The 19,567-nt window shown below is 64.9% G+C and carries 17 protein-coding genes and 1 pseudogene; 6 read left to right on the top strand and 12 right to left on the bottom strand.

Features of this window, described 5'->3' with window-relative positions:
• Window positions 1–132 precede the first annotated feature (132 nt).
• The gene (locus B7449_RS03790) at window positions 133–597 is read right to left on the bottom strand and encodes a hypothetical protein (protein WP_039735481.1); all 465 of its coding nucleotides are present in this window, start codon (window positions 595–597) and stop codon (window positions 133–135) included.
• Window positions 598–742: 145 nt separating this feature from the next.
• Here B7449_RS03790 and B7449_RS03785 point away from each other — a divergent pair, with 145 nt between their 5' ends.
• From B7449_RS03785 to B7449_RS03775, 3 genes are read left to right on the top strand one after another with little or no spacing between them, the layout of a single operon-like run.
• Window positions 743–2,674, top strand: coding sequence for a transketolase-like TK C-terminal-containing protein (locus tag B7449_RS03785; RefSeq protein WP_039735480.1), 1,932 nt, complete (start codon window positions 743–745; stop codon window positions 2,672–2,674).
• Between the two features lie 30 nt (window positions 2,675–2,704).
• Window positions 2,705–3,727, top strand: a complete 1,023-nt coding sequence (gene gap / locus B7449_RS03780) for a type I glyceraldehyde-3-phosphate dehydrogenase (RefSeq protein WP_039735479.1) — start codon at window positions 2,705–2,707, stop codon at window positions 3,725–3,727.
• A complete protein-coding gene (locus B7449_RS03775) occupies window positions 3,727–4,950 on the top strand; it encodes a phosphoglycerate kinase (RefSeq protein ID WP_039735478.1) in 1,224 nt (407 codons plus the stop codon). The genes gap and B7449_RS03775 overlap by 1 nt, the downstream gene beginning before the upstream one ends.
• A gap of 108 nt (window positions 4,951–5,058) precedes the next feature.
• Here the strand turns inward: B7449_RS03775 and ftsY are convergent, their stop codons facing one another.
• The 4 genes from ftsY to B7449_RS03755 form a co-directional block, all read right to left on the bottom strand.
• Complete coding sequence (gene ftsY, locus B7449_RS03770) at window positions 5,059–6,075, bottom strand: signal recognition particle-docking protein FtsY (RefSeq protein ID WP_039735477.1); 1,017 nt, start codon at window positions 6,073–6,075, stop codon at window positions 5,059–5,061.
• Window position 6,076: 1 nt separating this feature from the next.
• Window positions 6,077–7,324 carry a tRNA (N(6)-L-threonylcarbamoyladenosine(37)-C(2))-methylthiotransferase MtaB gene (gene mtaB, locus B7449_RS03765; protein ID WP_039735475.1) on the bottom strand — a complete coding sequence of 416 codons (1,248 nt, stop codon included), beginning with the start codon at window positions 7,322–7,324 and terminating at the stop codon, window positions 6,077–6,079.
• Entirely contained in the window at window positions 7,321–8,145 is an 825-nt protein-coding gene (gene dapF / locus B7449_RS03760) for a diaminopimelate epimerase (protein WP_039735474.1), read from the bottom strand. The genes mtaB and dapF overlap by 4 nt, the downstream gene beginning before the upstream one ends.
• Before the next feature lie 73 nt (window positions 8,146–8,218).
• Entirely contained in the window at window positions 8,219–8,620 is a 402-nt protein-coding gene (locus B7449_RS03755; protein ID WP_039735582.1) for a VOC family protein, read from the bottom strand.
• 89 nt (window positions 8,621–8,709) lie between these two features.
• Between B7449_RS03755 and B7449_RS03750 the strand changes: the two genes are divergently transcribed.
• From B7449_RS03750 to B7449_RS03740, 3 genes are all read left to right on the top strand, one after another.
• Complete coding sequence (locus B7449_RS03750) at window positions 8,710–9,357, top strand: class I SAM-dependent methyltransferase (protein ID WP_039735472.1); 648 nt, start codon at window positions 8,710–8,712, stop codon at window positions 9,355–9,357.
• A 164-nt stretch (window positions 9,358–9,521) separates the two neighbouring features.
• Window positions 9,522–11,381, top strand: a complete 1,860-nt coding sequence (locus tag B7449_RS03745; RefSeq protein ID WP_039735471.1) for a hypothetical protein — start codon at window positions 9,522–9,524, stop codon at window positions 11,379–11,381.
• 156 nt (window positions 11,382–11,537) lie between these two features.
• Entirely contained in the window at window positions 11,538–11,840 is a 303-nt protein-coding gene (locus tag B7449_RS03740; RefSeq protein WP_039735469.1) for a hypothetical protein, read from the top strand.
• Window positions 11,841–11,847: 7 nt separating this feature from the next.
• Here the strand turns inward: B7449_RS03740 and B7449_RS03735 are convergent.
• The 7 genes and pseudogenes from B7449_RS03735 to B7449_RS21220 all read right to left on the bottom strand — a co-directional run.
• A pseudogene (locus B7449_RS03735) lies at window positions 11,848–12,513 on the bottom strand (ABC transporter ATP-binding protein); the annotation flags it as partial.
• Between the two features lie 74 nt (window positions 12,514–12,587).
• Window positions 12,588–13,589, bottom strand: coding sequence for a FecCD family ABC transporter permease (locus B7449_RS03730; protein WP_373321492.1), 1,002 nt, complete (start codon window positions 13,587–13,589; stop codon window positions 12,588–12,590).
• A gap of 2 nt (window positions 13,590–13,591) precedes the next feature.
• Window positions 13,592–14,602, bottom strand: a complete 1,011-nt coding sequence (locus tag B7449_RS03725) for an ABC transporter substrate-binding protein (RefSeq protein WP_307149768.1) — start codon at window positions 14,600–14,602, stop codon at window positions 13,592–13,594.
• 281 nt (window positions 14,603–14,883) lie between these two features.
• Complete coding sequence (gcvP, locus tag B7449_RS03720; RefSeq protein ID WP_039735467.1) at window positions 14,884–17,778, bottom strand: aminomethyl-transferring glycine dehydrogenase; 2,895 nt, start codon at window positions 17,776–17,778, stop codon at window positions 14,884–14,886.
• 30 nt (window positions 17,779–17,808) lie between these two features.
• The gene (gene gcvH / locus B7449_RS03715; RefSeq protein ID WP_039735466.1) at window positions 17,809–18,174 is read right to left on the bottom strand and encodes a glycine cleavage system protein GcvH; all 366 of its coding nucleotides are present in this window, start codon (window positions 18,172–18,174) and stop codon (window positions 17,809–17,811) included.
• A 47-nt stretch (window positions 18,175–18,221) separates the two neighbouring features.
• Complete coding sequence (gcvT, locus tag B7449_RS03710) at window positions 18,222–19,355, bottom strand: glycine cleavage system aminomethyltransferase GcvT (protein ID WP_039735465.1); 1,134 nt, start codon at window positions 19,353–19,355, stop codon at window positions 18,222–18,224.
• Window positions 19,352–19,492, bottom strand: a complete 141-nt coding sequence (locus tag B7449_RS21220; protein ID WP_167335735.1) for a hypothetical protein — start codon at window positions 19,490–19,492, stop codon at window positions 19,352–19,354. Before B7449_RS21220 ends, gcvT begins: the two co-directional genes overlap by 4 nt.
• Window positions 19,493–19,567 lie beyond the last annotated feature (75 nt).

Below are 19,567 nucleotides of genomic sequence, written 5' to 3'. Positions count from 1 at the left end.
ACGGTCACCATCGCGGATGACCCGTGCCGGGGGGATGATGTTCCCCTCACGCGGCGCTACCGCCGGGGGTTAACCGCCAGCGGACCACCCTTTATGGCATGATGGAGGCGGAGATTGCAAAAGCGCATTGAACTACTCCGCGTAAATGCAGACCTGCGTTGCGCTGTTCGCGGGCACGCTGCGGGCGTCCATTTCCGTCTGTCCCCCGCCCGCGCCTGCATCCATCACCGCCTGCAGGACAGGCTGGCCATCCGCATCCACCACCTTCGGCATGTCCGGCAGGCTGCCATCGGCGCGCTCGGGCACGCTGACCACAATGGTGAACAGCGCGTTGGGCTTGCGCGACAGGGCATCGGCCACGGCGGCGCGGACGGCGGGTTTCCACTGCGCTTCCGGCGTCCCGGCCACGATCGTGACCAGCGCGGGACGGTCCATGCCGGGCACCGGCGGCGGCGGGCGCTGCGGCAGCCGTGGCGGGTCGCCCGCGTGGCGGTTGAATGTTTTCTGGCTGACCAGCGTGCACCCGCCCAGCACCGGCAGGCAGGCTGCGGCGGCAAGGACGACACGGCGGACGGGGCACGGGAGCGGACGGAACATGGCCCCATACCGATACAGTATCCCCCCCGCGTGGCATAGTGGGACAATAGCGCAATATCGCGCGCAATATTGCCGCCGCCCGCGCAGCGCAGTAGTCATGCGGGACGGCTCCGACCGATCATTCCCCGACCCCAGGACGATGCCGATGCCAACAGACCAGGCCAGCATGACCCCGCCCGCCACGCCAGCCGTGGCCCCCAGCATGCCACAGCGGCTGACGACGGCCATCCACCATGCCATCGGCACCCATGAACCCAACCGCCGGTATGCCCCCCACGCCCGGGTCATGTCGTGTTTCTGCGCGGTGTTGTGGAGTCGTTTCCTGCGCTTCGATCCCGCCAGCCCGGAATGGCCGGACCGGGACCGCTTCGTGGTGTCCTCCCCCCGCTACCGTGTGCTGCCGCGCATCATGGCCGAACTGTCGGGGCAGGCGCCGCTGCCACCGCGCGTGGGCGACCACCCCGCCCCGCCGCATGACCGTCAGGCCTGCGGCCCCAGCGGGCAGGGGCTGGGGGCCGCGATCGGCATGGCGCTGGCGGAACAGACGCTGGCGGCACGGTTTGGGCGATCGCTGGTCAACCACCGGATATGGGGGCTGGGCTGCTGGACCGAACTGTCCACCGGCGTCGCGCTGGAAAGCGCGGCGCTCGCGGGCCAGATGGGACTGGACCGGGTTACGCTGGTCGTCGGCCTGTGGACAAGCGAGCGCGAAGCCGTGGACGCCATCCTGCCGCGCTACAGCGCATCGGGCTGGTCAGTGCGGAAGGTGGACGCCGACAGTCCCGAACAGATCGCGGCCGCCATCACGTCGTCACAGCGCACGCACAAGCCCTGTCTGATCGCATGCATCGCCTCGCCGGAAATTGACCCGCCGCCCCCCTTTGTCGATGATCCGGGCCTGTGGGCGGGGGCCGCCCGGCGCGGGGCCAGCGCGCGCCGCTCCTGGCTGCGCCGGCTGCTCAAGGACCGGCAGAAGGCCGAATTCGAACGCATGGCCCACAACCAGCGTCCCGCCTTCTGGCAGCCCGACTGGCAACGGTCATGGCGCGAACACGGCAGCGCCATCGCCCGTGTCGCACCCACGTTCGCAGCCCGGCGGGGACTCGAAACGCTACATGAACTCCTGCCGGAACTGACCTGCCTGCGCTCACGCCGGGGCATGCTGGCCGACCTGCCCACGAACCGCCGCAACGGTGGCGAGACGGACCTGTCATGCGGGACGCAGGTGCATGGCATGGCGGCCCTGCTCAATGGCATCGCCATGCATGACGGGCTGCTGGCGGCGGGCACATCGACCATCATCGCGGTGGACCGCATGCGTCCCGCCCTGCGCTATGCCGCCATGACGGACCTGCAGGTGATCTACCTGCTGACCGATGACGACCTGCTGAGCGGCGACGGCGCGGCAGGCGACCAGCCGGTGGAACAGCTGGCCAGCCTGCGCGCCATGCCCAACGTGGCGGTTTTCCGCCCCGCGGACCACCGCGAGACGATGGAATGCATGGAACTGGCGCTGCGGCGGACCAGCGGACCAAGCCTGCTGACACTGGAATCCGCCCCCGCGCTGGCGGCGGCGGGCGCCCCGGAACGCGAACAGCACGGGCTGACCAACCTGTGCGCGCGTGGCGGCTACGTCCTGGCGGAAGCCGAAGGGGCGCGGCAGGTCACGCTGGTCGCCACGGGGCACGAGGCGATACTGGCGCTGGCGGCACGCAAACTGTTGAAGGACGCAGGGGTTGCGGCGGCTGTCGTATCCCTTCCATGCTGGGAACTGTTCGCCGCGCAAAAAATGACGTATCGTGCCGCCGTGCTGGGAACGGCACCCCGGATCGGCATCGAAGCCGCGTCAGGGTTTGGATGGGAACGCTGGCTTGGAACAGACGGGCTGTTTGTTGGCATTGACGGGTTCGGGACGGTCGCCACCCCGGACCAGCCGGACAGCACGACTGACATCACGCCGGAACGGATCTGCCGCGACGCGCTGCGCCTGGTCCGTCCCCTGTCCGATACCCTGCCTGAACCGGCGGGCGGAAACGGCGCGCCGCCCGGGATGACATCGGTCGATGTCAGTGTGTGAAATGTCTGACCTTACGGAGAAAATAAGAAAATGGCTGTTAAAGTCGCAATAAACGGTTTCGGTCGCATTGGTCGCCTTGTGCTGCGTGGCATTATCGAAAGCGGGCGTACCGATGTCGTACCCGTCGCCATCAATGACCTCGGCAGCGTGGCAGACAACGCACACCTTCTGTCCTATGACAGCGTGCATGGCCGCTTCCCCGCCGATGTGAAGGTGGATGGCAACCAGATCATCATTACCGCCAATGGCCGCACCTACGACCCCATCACCGTCTCGGCCGAGGCCGACCCGACGAAGGTGCCGTTCCAGGGCGTGGATGTGGCGCTGGAATGCACCGGCCGCTTCACCGACAAGGAAAAGGCCGCCCAGCTGATCAAGGCGGGCGCGCGCAAGGTGATCGTGTCCGCCCCCGCGTCGGGCGTGGACGCCACCATCGTGTTCGGCGTGAACCAGGATGTGCTGACGCCGGACATGACCGTCATTTCCAACGCGTCGTGCACCACCAACTGCCTGGCCCCGGTGGCCAAGGTGCTGGATGACACGTTCGGCATCGAATGCGGCTACATGGTCACCATCCATTCCTACACCGGCGACCAGCGCACGGTGGACACCCTGCACAAGGACCTGCGCCGCGCACGCGGGGCGGCGCTGAACATGATCCCGACCTCCACCGGGGCCGCGCGCGCCGTGGGGCTGGTGCTGCCGCACCTCAAGGGCCGTCTGGACGGCACGGCGATTCGCGTGCCCACGCCCAATGTCTCGCTCGTCTCGCTCGACTTCGTGCCGAAGAAGGCCCCGGCCTCGGTCGATGAGGTGAACGAAGCACTGCGCAAGGCATCGGAATCCGGCCCGCTGAAGGGCATCCTCGCCTACAGCACCGCGCCGCTGGTCAGCACGGATTTCAATCACTCCCCCGCGTCATCCACGTTTGATGCGACCCAGACCGCCGTGATCGACGGTGGCAGGCTGGTGCGCATCTGCAGCTGGTATGACAATGAATGGGGCTTCTCCAACCGCATGGCCGACACGGCGGCCGTATTCGGGGCACTGTAATGGGGGCCACATCCTTCAAGACGCTGGATGACCTTGACGCCACTGGCAAGAAGGTCCTCCTGCGCGCCGATCTGAACGTTCCGGTCCGCAACGCCCAGATCACCGACGCCACGCGCATCCTGCGCCTGCTGCCCACCATTCAGGAACTGGCCCAGAAGGGCGCGAAGGTGATTGTCGTCAGTCACTTCGACCGCCCCAGGGGCAGGCCCGTGCCGGAAATGTCGCTTGGCCCGATCGCCGATGCGCTGGGGGATGCGCTGGGCCGCCCGGTGACCTTTGTCGATGACTGTATCGGCCCGAAGGCCCGGCAGGCGGTGGACGCCATGCACGATGGCGATGTCGTGGTACTGGAAAACACCCGCTTCTACCCCGGGGAGGAGCAGAACGACCCCGAGCTGGCGAAGGCGTTCGCGTCGCTGGCCGATTATTACGTCAATGACGCGTTTTCCGCGGCCCACCGCGCCCATGCCTCGACCGAAGGCGTGGCCCGCCTGCTGCCGTCCTTTGCCGGGCGGCTGATGGAAACGGAACTCAACGCGCTGAACATCGCGCTGGAAAACCCTGCCCGCCCGGTCGGGGCCATCGTGGGCGGGGCCAAGATTTCCACCAAGCTGGACCTGATCGGCAACCTGCTGGCAAAAGTGGACATGCTGATCATTGGTGGCGCCATGGCCAACACGTTCCTTGCGGCGCAGGGGGTGAACGTGGGCCGGTCGCTGCAGGAAGCGGAGATGCACGACACCGCGCGCGACATCCTTGCGAAAGCAAAGGAAAAGGGCTGCGAGATCGTGCTGCCGGTTGATGCCGTGACCGCCACCGATTTCCAGGCCAATGTCCCGACCCGCACCGTGCCCGTCAACGCCATTCCTGCTGATGCCATGATGCTGGATGTCGGACCGGAAACGGTGAAGCTGATCGAGCAGAAGATCGCGACGTTGAAGACGCTGGTCTGGAACGGCCCGCTGGGCGCGTTCGAGATCACGCCGTTCGATGCGGCAACCAACGCCGTGGCGCGCGATGTCGCCCGCCTGACCGATTCCGGCGCACTGAAAAGCATCGCGGGCGGTGGGGACACGGTTTCGGCACTGCGCCATGCGGGGGTGGAGAAACATATCTCCTATATTTCCAGCGCGGGCGGGGCTTTCCTTGAATGGATGGAAGGCAAGACGCTGCCGGGCATCATGGCGCTGGAAAACATCTTTGAACGTGCCATGCCGATCTGAGGGCAGGTCATAAAAGTTTCTGGATTTTCCAGACAGTCCTGAACTGAAACGAAAAAGGGGCCAGTCCGTAGGGTGGCCCCTTTTTTATGCCTGAACGGTCGTGCGGGATCAGCCCTGCTGGTGCGGGTGTTCCGCTTCGGGCGGGGGCGCTTCGGCATCTTCCGCCTGCCCTTCGGCGGGCGCATCGTCACGTTCAATGACCTTGATCGAGTCCCCGACCAGCCCTTTGGCAAATGCCTCGGCGGAGAAGGGACGCAGGTCATCGGCCTGTTCCCCCACGCCCACCAGATGCACCGGCAGGCCGAAGGCATCAGCCAGCGCCACCACGATCCCGCCGCGCGCCGACCCATCCAGCTTGGTCACGACCAGACCGGTCACGTTGACCAGTTCCTTGAACACGCGCACCTGCTCCACCGCGTTCTGACCGGTGGTGGCGTCCAGCACCAGCAGCACGGAATGGGGCGCGGTTTCGTCAAACTTGCGCATGACGCGGATAATCTTGGCCAGTTCCTCCATCAGCGCGCTCTTGTTATGCAGGCGGCCCGCAGTATCGACCAGCAGCAGGTCGGCCTGTTCCGCCGTAGCGCGCTTGAGCGCTTCGAACGCCAGACCCGCCGCATCGGCATTGGGCTTGCCAGAAATGACGGGCGCGCCCACGCGTTCGCCCCATACCTGCAACTGTTCGACGGCAGCGGCGCGAAAGGTATCGCCCGCCACCATCATCACCTTCTTGCCCTGCTCGCCATAAAACCGGGCCATCTTGCCAATGGTGGTGGTCTTGCCGGTGCCGTTGACGCCAACGACCAGCACCACGTGCGGTCTGTGCTTCGGGTCGGGTTCAAACGGAATGGCGACCGGCTGGAGGATGGTGGCGATTTCTTCCGCCAGCGCCTGACGCACCTCCTCATCCGTCACTTCCTTGCCGAATTTGGACCGGCGGAAGGACTCGATCACCTTTTCCGCCACACTCGGGCCAAGATCGGCGGAGATCAGCAGGTCTTCCAGATCCTCCAGCGCCTGATCATCCAGCTTGCGCCGGGTGAAGACGGCGCTCAGCCCGCCGCTGAGCTTCTGTGTGGAGCGCGACAGCCCCGCCTTGAGACGTGAGAAGAAACCAAGTGCCATATCAGAGAATTTCCGCAACCAGTCCGTTATCGTCAACCGCCACCGGCCGCACCGTTTCGATGCGCCCGGCCACGGACATCCCGCCATCCACCAGCCTTACCGGGGCAAATTCCTCGCTATGTCCCGAGGTGTCCGTTTCCATCAGCACCCGTAGCGTGCGGCCCATAAGCCGTTCGTGGAAATCACGCGCCGCCTGCGCGCCTGCCGCCCGCAGCCGGGCCGCGCGTTCTTTCCGCCCGGGCACGGCAATGGCGGGCATGCGGGCCGCAGGCGTGCCCGGGCGCTCACTATAGGGAAACACATGCAGGTAAGGCAGGGCGTGCATGCGCACGAAATCGAGCGTCTGTTCAAACAGGTCCTCATCCTCGGTCGGGAAACCGGCGATGATGTCCGCCCCGATGCCGATATCGGGCCGCAGCGCCCGCGCCCGCGCCACCACCGCGGCCGCATCCGCCGTCAGGTGCCGGCGCTTCATGCGCTTGAGGATGATGTCACTCCCCGCCTGCAGCGACAGGTGCAGGTAGGGCATGAAGCGCGGTTCGTGTTCCAGCAGCTTCCATATGTCCTCATCAATCTCCACCGGATCGACCGAGGACAGCCGCAGCCGCTCCAGCCCGGGCACAAGGGCCAGCAGCCTGCGGCATAGCTGCCCCAGCGCCGGCCTGCCCGGCAGGTCATCCCCCCATGAGGTAATGTCCACACCCGTCAGCACCACTTCGCGATACCCTGACTGCACAAGCGCGCGCACCTGTTCCACCACGGCGCCTACGGGCACCGAGCGCGACGGCCCCCGCCCGAAGGGAATGATGCAGAAGGTGCAGCGATGGTCACAGCCCTGCTGCACCTCCACGAACGCGCGGGTGCGGCCTGCGAATTCAGTGACCAGATGCGGCGCCGTCTCGCGCGCGGCCATGATGTCGGACACGGCATTGCCCTGCCCCATGGCCATCTCGCTCCAGCTTGCGGCATCCAGCTTTTCACGGTTGCCCAGCACGCGGGTCACGCCGGGCAGCGCCGCCCAGCGGTCGGGGTCGATCTGGGCAGCGCAGCCGGTGACCACGATCCGGGCGTCGGGCCGTTCGCGGTGGGCACGTCGCACCGCCTGCCGCGCCTGCCGTTCGGCCTCGCCCGTCACCGCGCAGGTGTTCACGATCACCACATTGTCCAGTCCGGCTGCGTGATTGCGCATCACCTCGCTTTCATACGTATTGAGGCGACAGCCGAAGGTCAGGATTTCCGGCTTCTTCATCGGGGGTAGTCTTCCGGGTTGAATGTGCCCCTGAAACTGGTTGTCGCAGGGCCGGTCATAAGGACATGGCCGTCGCTTTCACGCCATGTAATGGTCAGTTCGCCACCATCCATTTCCACCGTGCAGGTGCGTTCCACCAGCCCACGCCGCACGGCGTTGACCACGGCGGCGCACGCCCCCGACCCGCAGGCGCGTGTCAGGCCGCTGCCACGTTCCCACACGCGCAGGCGCATGGCATCGGGCGCCGTGACATGGGCAAAACCGATATTGGCGCGCTGGGGAAACAGCGGATGATGTTCCAGATCCGGTCCCGCCACGCATGGGTCCATGGCATCTGGCGTGGACAGGAAAAAGGTCGCATGCGGGTTGCCCATGGATACCGCCGCCGGATCCCCCGCAATGGGCAGGTGCAGCGTATCCGTTGCTTCCGCCAGCGGCACATCGGCCCAGCCCTGCGCGGGACAGCCCATGTCCACCGTCACCATGCCGGGGCTGACCACGCTGGCGCGCAGCACGCCCGCACGGGTCTGCAGGCCGATATTGGCCCGCCCCGTCTCCCGCGCCAGCAGGTCGGCGACACAGCGCGACGCATTGCCGCATGCACCCGATTCCGTGCCATCGGCGTTGAAGAACCGTACGAACACGTCCGCCCCCTCCGCGCAGGCAGGGCGCAGGGTCACGAACTGGTCGCAGCCAATGCCGGTATGCCGGTCACATAATGCAGCGATCCGGGCAGGTGTCAGGTCATGGCGGTGGACGCGTTCATCCACCACCACAAAGTCATTGCCCAACCCGTGCATCTTGAGAAAACCGGTCATCATCCGTCCTGTATAGAGGGAACCCGCCCATATGAAGGAGCGGGATGGCACCCCACGCGCGGCCTTGCAAGCCTGATCAGAGAAAACGCCCCGGCCTGCCGCGCTGCAGCACCTCGATCCTGTAGCCATCGGGGTCGGTCATGAAGAAAAACCGGCCCACGAACCGCTCCCCGCACGACATGTCCCTTATCGCCAGCGGCGACAGGCCCGCGGCCGTCAGCCGGGCATGTTCCGCATCCACATCCGCAACCGATACCGCCAGGTGGCCATACCCGTCCCCCAGGTCATAGGGGGTGGTACGGTCATGGTTGATGGTCAGTTCCAGTTCGAATGTCTGTTCGTCATTGGACAGGTAGATAAGGGTGAAGGTGTCAAAAACAAGCCGGTCGGCCACTTGCAGGCCAAAGGCCGTGTCATAGAATGCAAGGCTTGCGGCTTCATCACGCACGCGGATCATCGAATGGATCATACGGGCCATTCTGCTTTTCTCCTGTTCCCCACGGGGGCGCGCATGATAATACGCCCACCGCATATGGCGTTGTTACTTCCGTACTGTCTGGCACATTCATGAACGACCTGCACGGGTTTCACCCGCATTCCTTCACGGCGGCCTCGGCTGAGTCCGATACGCTCTTCTATTCCCGCAGGCCTGCAGGGCCCATGCTGGACCAGGGCGCGCTTACGGCCATTACCGCACTGTACCGTACGCTGCTGCCCGAAGATGGCAATATCCTTGATGTCATGGCCGGACCCGACAGCCACCTGCCACCCGACATGGAATTCGACAGCGTGATCGGCATCGGGGTCAATGCGCAGGCGCTGGACAGCAACCCGCGGCTGACCGACCGCGTGGTGAAGGACATGAACGAAACCCCCGACCTGCCGCTGGCCGATGAAAGCATGGACGCCGCCCTGCTGTGCGACGTGGTGCCCTACCTGCGCCAGCCCGTCGCCATCTTTCGTGAAATTGCCCGGGTGCTGCAGCCCGGCGGCCTGCTCATCATCACATTCGGGGACCGCTTCATTCCCCAGAAAGCCACGGCGCTGTGGCAGGCGCTGGATGATGAAGGGGACCGCCGCCGCATGCTGTCGGTGCTGCTGCAGCGTGCCGGTTTCGGCCCGGCGGACAACGGTAATGTCACCCCGGCGCCTGAAGACCTGTTCTGGCATGACGCCGTGCATGCCATGACGGCGCGCCGTCCTGACATTTTGTAACATTGGGCAAATAATACACCGCCCGCTTCAGGCGTATTATGGTGGGATGCACGGCGCGGGCCGCTGCGCTGTCACATATTAAAAGAAATTATCATTTACCCCTTCTTTTAGACATGTTTTGACATATATTATTCAAAAGCTAGTTTGGGGCCTCCTGACAATACATGCGGATTCCGTCCTTTTCCATAACCCGGCCAGCGCGTTTTGCGCGGGCGCTGATGGTATGTTCCGTTCTGGCCCCTCTTCCCGCATGGGCGGATGAAGATCCGGAATCGCTGGATATCATGGAGCGCCAGATGGAGCAGCTGCAGCAGCAGCAGATGGCGCTGCAGAAAAGCCTGCAGGCCATGCGCCAGCAGATCGTCCAGCATCGCGCCCAGATGGGCGGCACCGCCGCCCATGGCGGCCACCCGCTGACGGTTACGGGGTCGGGCGGGCATGTACGCGGCGGCTGGACCCCGGTGGAAGGACATGGCACCACCTCATCCCAGACGGCGGGGATCGAACCCATGGCGCACCCGCGCATCGGCGGCCATTCCGACCCGGTTTCCGAACTGGGCGACCAGCCGACCTATGAATCCGTGGTGGCGCACCGTGAGGAAGACCTGATTTCCCACATGGCCAACAACAATGTCGGCCCGCACAACCGCGAAACGGTAGGTGCGCAGTCCGCGGGCGCGCTGGGCAGCAAGGTGTTCCACCTTGGTCCCGTCTCCATCATCCTTGGCGGTTTCTTTGATGCGGCGGCGCTGGTGGAAAACCGGCAGGTTGCATCGGGCATCTTCAATTACTGGAACGCCATTCCCTTCCGCAACAGTTCGAATTTCCACACCACCAACTTCAATGGCGACGCGCGGTATTCGCGCTTCTCGCTCATGGCGCGGGGGCAGCTGAACCCGCACCTGACGGTGGCGGGGTTCGTGGAAACGGATTTTGGCGCCAGCGCAGAAACCACCAACCCGTATGAAAGCAATTCCTACGTGCCCCGGCTGCGGCAGGCGTACCTGACGCTGGATGATTCGCGCGCCAACATGCATTTCCTGATCGGTCAGGCCTGGACCATGCTGACGCCTGACCGCGTGGGTATCGTGCCACGACAGGAAAGCCTGCCGGAAACGATCGAATCCTCCATCCTCGCGGGCCAGACATGGTCGCGACAGTGGCAGCTGCGCGTGGTCAAGGATTTCATGCACCACCGTGTCTGGACAGGTTTCTCGATTGAAAACCCGGCTACCATCTATGATACGACCAATTTCCCCACTTCGGGAGATAACGGGGAATACGGCCTGCCCGGCAGCGGCAACTATGCCAAGGTCGGTTCGAACGGTGTAGGACTGACCAGCTCCACCACCAATTATTCCAACGAAATCGCCCCTGACGTCATCGGCAAGGTGGCGTGGGACCCGACATGGGGCCATTACGAAATCGAAGGACTGCTGCACTTCCCGCATGACCGTTCCGTCATCAACGGCGTAGGCGAAAACCATACCGCCATCGCATGGGGTGCTGGCGGGTCAATGATCCTGCCGGTCATTCCGCACAAGCTGGAAGTACGGCTGGCGGGACTGGCGGGCCGGGGCATTGGCCGCTACGGCTCGGTCCTGCTGCCTGACGCCACGCTGCGGGCCAATGGCGCGCCCGCCCTGCTGTCCAGCGCGCAGACAACCGCAGGCGTGATCGCACACCCGAACAAGGTGCTGGATGTCTATGGCTATTTCGGCATGCAGCGTTCGGGCCGCAGCTATTTTGATTCGGATGGCACGGCCTATGGCTATGGCAATCCCAATGCCAACAATACCGGGTGTGAGACCGAAGGTTCCACCGACTGCATCGCCAACATCCGTTCGGTGGAGGAATTCACCATCGGCGCATGGTACCGCTTCATCCACGGCCAGTACGGCACGGTGCAGGCGGGTACGCAGCTGGCCTATTCGCGCGTGCATACATGGGGCGGCATGGGTGGCGCGCCCACGACCAGCCTGAGCGAAATCTTCTTCGATTTCCGCTACCTGCCATTCCAGTAATCCCGCCCCTCCGGTGGCGGATATTGCGTCCGGCATGGAAAAGGAGGATGGTGGCCGGGATTGGGGATCAGGGAAAGGCCAGCGCTTATGTCAATCAGGTTACGGCACGTAGTTCTGCTGGGCGTATTATGCGCCCCTGTCGTGCCGGGTGTGGCGATGGCTGACGGTGGTCATGCCGGTGCGGGCAACGAAGACCCCGGGGAGGCATCGCAGCGCCATTTTTCCATGCACCAGCTGTCCAAGCGCCCGCCCCTGCCCCGGTTGCATATGGATTACAGCCAGTACCGCTTCATTCCGCCGGGCGATAAGGTAAAGGAACAGCCGGACGTAAACCGGCTGCTGTTCTGGACACCCACGGGGGAACCCGATGGCTATGCCGAAAAACGCGGCAACGCCATCCTGTATTATGACCGCACCGGCAAGGCCGTGCGCGTCGATACGAACCCCTACAACCGCTAGACCTGCCCTATTCGGACGGCCCCTGTGGGGCATACAGCCGATCCAGCATGACCGGGACCAGCAGGGCGGCTGCGGGACCGTCCTCCATGACGCGTCCATGGCGCAGCAGGATGGCCCGATCGAATATCCGGGCAGCCTGAACCGGGTCGTGGGTGGTGGCGACAACGGCGCGCCCCCGTTCCGCCAGTCGGCGCAACAGGGCGTACAACCGCTGTTTCTGTCCGTAATCCAGCCCTGTTTCCGGCTCGTCCAGGATCAGGATATGCCCGCCCTGCGCCAGCGCGCGCGCCAGCAGCACGGCCTGGCGTTCCCCACCCGACAGTTCGGTATAGGGGCGTGAGGCCAGATGTGTAATGGACAGTTCCGCCAGCGCATGCGCCACCGCATCGCGGTCCCTTTCGCGCAGGCGGGGGGCGAACGGTGCCTCCGCCAGTCGCCCCATGCCCACGATATCGCGCACGCTATAGGGAAACAGCGGCATGTGGCCCTGCGGCACGTAGGCAATGCGGCGGGCGACCTCACGCCGGGACCAGTGCGCCATGGGCTGTCCATCCAGCCAGACCTGCCCTGAATCCGGGCGCGCAAGCCCCAGCAGCAGGCGCAGCAACGTGGTCTTGCCCGCACCATTGGGGCCCAGAAGGGCCGTCATCTCGCCCGTGCGGATACCCAGCGAAACATCATGCAGCACCGCACGCTGACCACGGTGAAAACCCGCATGTTCCAGCCGCAGGACCGGCTGTCCCGCGCTCATGCCCGCCATCCGCGCCGCAGCAGCGGCAGCACCGCGACAAACACCAGCACCCCCAGCAGGTCGGCAATCAGGCCCACGGGAATTTCCTCCGCCGACAGGGTGCGCGCCAGGTCATCACATGCCAGCAGGAACATCCCCCCCACGCACGCGCTGACCGGCAGCACCCGCATGTTGCATGGCCCGACCAGCAGGCGCGCGACATGGGGGACCACCAGCCCGATCCAGCCGATCATGCCCGCCACCGCGACCGTCATGGCCGCCAGCACCGTGGCCCCGCCAATCACCCCGTATCGCAGCGCCATGACCGGAATGCCCAGCGTACGTGCCTCCTCATCCCCCATGGCAAGGCCATCGAGCATCCGCCCGCAGGCCGACAGCAGCACGATCCCCACCACAACCGGCCCCACCAGCACGCCCAGCGCCTGCGGCGTCACCTGTGTCAGGCTGCCCAGCAGCCAGAATACGATATCGGGCAACTGGTTCTGCGGGTCCGCCACGTATTTCAGCAATGACAGGAGCGCCGTAAACAGTGCCGAACTGATCAGCCCGCCAAATATCAGCATCAGCATGGATGCGGCATCGAACATCTGCGCCACGCCCACACCGAACGCCACCGCCGCCAGCCCCCCCAGAAAGGACAGGGCCGCCACGCCCGCATGTCCCATGCCCCATACAATACCCAGCGCGGCACCCGTACCCGCGCCCGCCAGCACGCCCAGCAGGCCGGGCGACACCAGCGGGTTACGGAACACCGCCTGATACGCTGCCCCTGCCACCGACAGCGCCGCCCCCACGCAGATCGCTCCCCCGATCCGGGGCAGGCGCGCACCGAACAGGACGGTATGCACCATGTCGCCATCTGGCGCGGTGCGCCCCACCGTCAGCAGGGCATGCAGCACCTGCCCCGGCTGCAGCGCAAACCGCCCGAAACAGGCCGACAGCACCGACAGCACCACCAGACCGGCAGCACACAGGCATCCGGCCACGCTACCGCGCAGGGTCACTGCGCCCTGTCCGCTACCGGCTGTGGTGGCTGGGCCGCAAGGATACGTCCGGCGTCATCCGCACTCAGGTCATAGTGAAAATAGGTGCGGTAGAATTCGCGTGTCAGGGTCGGCAGGTCCACATTGCCAAACCGGTCGGGATGCAGGGTTTTCGCAGCCCAGCTGATCTGCAGCGGCAGTTCGCTGCCGTAGCGGTCCCATGTGAAAACACCCGACGGATTGTTATGCACCCTACCCGCGCGCACCGCGCGCAGGCGCTGCCATATCCCGCCATTGGCCGCCGGGTCCAGCGTGCCGCAATCCGGGCCGAGGATGATGACATCCGGGTCCCACGCCGCCACCTGCTCAACCGAAACCGGCTTCATGTTCCCGCTTACGCCCTGTGCCGCGTTGCGGCCACCGGCAAGGGTGATCCATTCATCAACGATGCTGTCCGTCCCATCCACCTTCAGCGGATGCAGCGACTGGATATGCAGCACGCGCGGGCGCTGCGCATCCGTTATGCCGGACAGCCGGTCGCGCACGTCATTGACGGTCTGCCGCATCATGGTGCGGTAATGGGTGGCGGTTGCATGGGCCTGTTCCGTACCCAGGGCGGCTGCTGTCATGTCCACCACCCGCAGCAGGCCATCCACATCACGGAAAGAGGCGACAAGGGTTGGCACCCCTACCCCCCGGAATGACGCAATGGCGGCCGTGGCATCAGGCACGAAGACAAGGTCAACGTGGTCCTGCAGCAGGGTTTCGGCATTGACCTGCGGGCCGTTGACCGCGCGGGCCTGATACAGGGAAGGAAAGACTTTATACATCCATGGCCGCGCCTGCGGGCGATCCACGGTCATGACGATCTGCCTTGCACCGCCCAGCATCAGCACTAGTTCATTATGGGCGAACCACAGGTCGGCAATCCGCGCCGGGTGATCGGGCACGGACTGGGTCACGCCGGCCATGTCCGTCACGTCCCGCGCCATGGCGGGCGACAGGACGGACGCACCCGCCGCAACCATGCCCGCCAGTGTCCCGATGTTCAGCCTGCGTCTGCCCCATTTCACCGTGCTGTCCCCTCCTGATGGCCCAATGTATTATATCGAAACAGATATATACACGAACCACCGGGACATCATCAGCCCAAAAGGGACCGGGACCGCCACCCTGCCCCCGGACATGCCCGGAAAATGAAAGAAGCGTCCTGCAAAAAGCTTTACCAAAAACTGTCTTTAATTTTAAAGCGCCATCACGAGCTGACTTTTCAGACAGCTTCTTGCCAACTGGCTGTTTTTAAAAATTTCTAATCAGCATAGGTGCTGATATCGGGACATGAACAGACAAGGTTGCGGTCGCCATAGGCATTATCCAGCCGGTTGACGGGGGACCAGTATTTGCTGGCGGCCACCACCGCGCCGGGCAGGCAGGCCTGCGCACGATCATAGACATGGTCCCAGTCCGGGCCGGTCACGTCACGCACGGTATGCGGGGCATGCCGCAGGGGGCTGTCGTCGATCGTCAGTTCACCATTTTCGACCGCCGTGATTTCCGCGCGGATGGCAATCATCGCATTGCAGAAACGATCCAGTTCGGCCCGGCTTTCGGATTCGGTCGGTTCGATCATGAACGTGCCCGCCACAGGAAAACTGACGGTGGGGGCATGGAACCCATGGTCGATCAGGCGCTTGGCAATATCATCCACCGTCACGCCGACCTTATCCTTGAGCGGACGCAGGTCGATGATGCATTCATGCGCCACCCGCCCGTTCGCCCCACGATACAGCACCGGGTAATGGTCCGACAGGCGGGCCGCGATGTAGTTGGAGTTCAAGATCGCGACCTCGGTCGCGCGTTTCAGCCCCGCATCCCCCATCATGACCATGTACATCCATGAAATGGGCAGCACATCGGCGGACCCGAAGGGCGCGGCCGAAATGGCGTTGGCCTCGCCCTTCTGCGGCGCACCCGGCAGGTAGGGGGCAAGATGCGCGCCCACCCCGATCGGTCCCATGCCCGGACCACCGCCGCCATGCGGAATGCAGAATGTCTTGTGCAGGTTGAAATGGCTGACATCTCCGCCATATGCGCCCGGCTGCGCCAGTCCTACCTGCGCGTTCAGGTTCGCGCCATCGACATAGACCTGCCCGCCCGCCGCATGCACCAGCGCACAGATCTCGCGCACGTTGTCTTCAAACACGCCATGGGTGGAGGGATAGGTAATCATGATCGCGGCCAGATGGTCGGCATGCTGCGCGATCCTTGCCTTCAGGTCGTCGATATCGACATTCCCCTGCGGGTCACACGCCACCACCACAATGCGCATGCCCGCCATCTGGGCCGATGCCGGGTTGGTACCGTGCGCCGATGCCGGGATCAAACACACGTCACGCCCCGCGTCGCCGCGTGCATGGTGGTAGCCGCGAATGGCCATAAGCCCCGCGAATTCCCCCTGCGCACCGGAATTGGGCTGGAGCGAGACGGCGCTGTAGCCGCTGATCTGGCACAGCATCCGTTCAAGGTCGGCAAACAGGCGGGCATAACCGCGCATCTGATCCGCGGGCGCAAAGGGATGGATGTCGCAGAATTCCGGCCATGTGATCGGCAGCATTTCCGCCGTGGCGTTCAGCTTCATCGTGCATGACCCCAGCGGGATCATGGAACGGTCCAGCGCCAGATCACGGTCGGCCAGGCGGCGCAGGTAGCGCAGCATGTCCGTTTCCGACCGGCAGGCCGAGAAAATGGGCCGGGTCAGCGGCTGCCCCGCACGGGCAAGGCCCGTGGGGATGGCGCCTGCGACATCGGTCAGGCCGGCCTCGACCCGTGCCGCCGCTGCCGCATCGCCACAGACGCTGGCCCAGACCGCGCGCACCGTGTCCGGCGTGGTGGTTTCATCCAGGCTTATGCCCACATGCGTCGCATCCACGCGACGCAGGTTCATGCCTGCATCCAGCGCACGCGCCATGACGGCATCCGTATTCGTGCCGGTTTCAACCGTAACCGTATCAAAGAACGCCGTCGTTTCCACTGTCGCACCCAGCGCGCGCAGCCCCGCAGCCATGACCGATGTCAGCCGGTGGATGCGCGTGGCAATGGCCTTCAGCCCCTCCGGGCCATGATACAGCGCATACATGGAGGACACGATGGCGGGCAGCGCCTGGGCTGTGCAGATGTTCGATGTCGCCTTTTCGCGGCGGATATGCTGCTCACGCGTCTGTAGCGCCAGACGGTAGGCGGGATTGCCGCGCGAATCGATGGACACGCCCACGATCCGCCCCGGAATGTTGCGGCGGAAGGAATCGCGCGTCGCCATATAGGCCGCATGCGGGCCACCGGCCCCCATGGGCATGCCGTAGCGCTGCATGGACCCGACCGCAATGTCCGCCCCCAGCGCGCCGGGGCTTTCCAGCAGCATGAGCGCCATGGGGTCCGCCACCATGGTCGCGATGGCGCCCGTCGCATGCAGGCCTTCAATCCATGCGCGCGGGTCACGGATTTCTCCCGATGATCCCGGATACTGGAACAGCGCGCCAAATACCGCCTGCGGGTCCAGATCGGTGGCGGGGTCACCCACCACGACCTGCCAGCCCATGGGTTCGGCGCGGGTGCGCACGACCGCGATGGTCTGCGGGTGGCAGTCTGCATCGACAAAGAAGGCATTGGCCCTGGTCCTGGCCACGCGCCGGGCCATGGCCATGGCTTCGGCCGCCGCCGTCGCTTCATCCAGCAGCGAGGCATTGGCCACGTCCAGCCCGGTCAGTTCGATCACCAGTGTCTGGAAGTTCAGCAGCGCTTCCAGCCGTCCCTGGCTGATTTCAGGCTGGTACGGGGTATAGGCGGTGTACCAGGCCGGGTTTTCCAGCACGTTGCGCTGGATCACGCCGGGCAGGATGGTGTTGTAATATCCCTGCCCGATCAGCGATGTCAGAACCCGGTTTTCCGCCGCGATGGCACGCAGGCGGGCCAGCGCGACATGTTCGGGCAGGCCCGCGCCAAGGCCCATGACGCCCGACAGGCGGATATTGCCCGGCACTGTCTGCGCCATGAGTGTATCGAGGCTGTCCGCCCCCACCACGCGCAGCATGTCCGCCACGTCATGCGCGTCCGGCCCGACATGGCGGGCACAGAACGCACCGGCATCATCACCCGGATCATGCCACAGGGAAGAAGAACCAAGGGGGGAAGACGTCACGGCCTGCATACTCCGAAAAGAAAGGGACGGTCAGGAAAATCAGCCAACCAGCGCGGTATAGGTGGCCCTGTCCATCAGGCCCTCAAGCTGGGAGGCATCCGCAATGGTCATGCGCACGATCCAGCCTTCGCCTTCGGGGTCGCGGTTGACCAGGGCGGCGTCATCCGTCAGCGCGTCGTTGAACGCCAGCACATCCCCCGTTACCGGCGCATAGATGTCGGACGCCGCCTTGACCGATTCCACCACGGCCACACTGTCACCCTGCTCCACCGTGGTGCCGGGGTCGCGGGCTTCGGCAAAGACCAGTTCGCCCAGTTCGTTCGCCGCATGGGCCGTAATGCCGACAACCGCGACATTGCCCTCGACACGCAGCCATTCATGTTCCTTGGTGTAATAAACGGTCATATCCGTGCTCCATCATTTTGAAATACGTTTGAAAAACGGGGAAAATCCTAGCGTCTGAAGGTCGGCGCCACGAAGGGCATCGCCGTTACCGTGACCGGCAGCAGCCGGCCACGCACGCTGGCGAACAGGGGCGTGCCGGTCGCTGCATGATCTGCCGCCACGTACCCCATGGCGACGGGACCACCCACGCTGGGGCCAAACGCGCCCGACGTGACGCGGCCTGCCGGTTGCGTGCCCGCTTCATCCGCAAACAGTTCGGCCCCGCCACGCACCGGCGCGCGGCCATGCGCGCGCAGGCCCACGCGACGGCGCGTGGCGCCACTGGCCAGCTGATCCGCCACGATCGCAGCCCCGGGATAGCCGCCCGCACGCGCGCCGCCGGGCCTGCGGCTTTTCTGGATGGACCATTCAAGCGCTGCCTCGACCGGGGTGGTGGTCAGGTCGATATCGGACCCATACAGGCATAATCCGGCTTCCAGCCGCAGACTGTCGCGCGCGCCAAGCCCTGCGGGCGCGACATCGGGGTGGGCCAGCAGGGCGCGGGCCACGGTAACGGCGCCACTGGCCGCCATGCCGATCTCAAATCCGTCCTCACCGGTATAGCCGGACCGTGAGACGATGCAGGCCACCCCCGCCAGATCCAGTTCCGCCACATCCATGAAGCGCATGCCGGCGGCCCGGGGGTTCAGGGCCGCGAGGGCAGCCTCCGCCGCAGGCCCCTGCACCGCGATCAGGGCGCGATCGGACAGCATGTCCACGTCACAGGTCGCAGCCAGCGCATCGCGCACATGCGCGAAATCGGCATCCTTACACGCCGCATTGACCACCAGCAGCAGCCAGTCGCCCATATTGGCGACCATCAGGTCATCGCTTATGCCGCCATCCGCCGTGGTGAACAGGGCATAACGCTGCCGTCCGGGTTTCAGGCTGGCAATATCGGCGGGCACCAGCGCCTCCAGCGCATGGGCGGCGTCCGCAGGCTGGCCGGATCTGGCACGCAGACGCACCTGCCCCATGTGCGAAACATCGAACAGTCCCGCCTTCGCGCGGGTATGCAGATGTTCTGCCATGACCCCGGCGGGATACTGCACCGGCATATCATAGCCTGCGAACGGCACCATCCGGGCGCCAAGTTCAAGATGAAGGTTGTAAAGCGGCGTGCGCAGCAGGGGCGGGGTCATGCGGGCTGGGCCTTGTTCAGGTCCGCATGCACGCACGCAGCCCCACATGCATGGCATGCGGGCGACAGGGCACGATACGCGCCAGCGGAACGGGGAATGGGAAACGGGGGCAAAAAGGCAACGGACAGCGTGGACATGCGGGACTCCTGTCGAATCCTGTTGGATTCCAAGTGCCCCTTCTGTCGCATGTGCCTGAGATCGCTATCCCGTCG

Origin of the sequence: Komagataeibacter intermedius TF2 (assembly GCF_000964425.1) — a bacterium.
GTDB lineage: Bacteria > Pseudomonadota > Alphaproteobacteria > Acetobacterales > Acetobacteraceae > Komagataeibacter > Komagataeibacter intermedius.
Note: the sequence above shows the minus strand (reverse complement) of the source record. Positions and strands in the feature narration are given on the sequence as shown.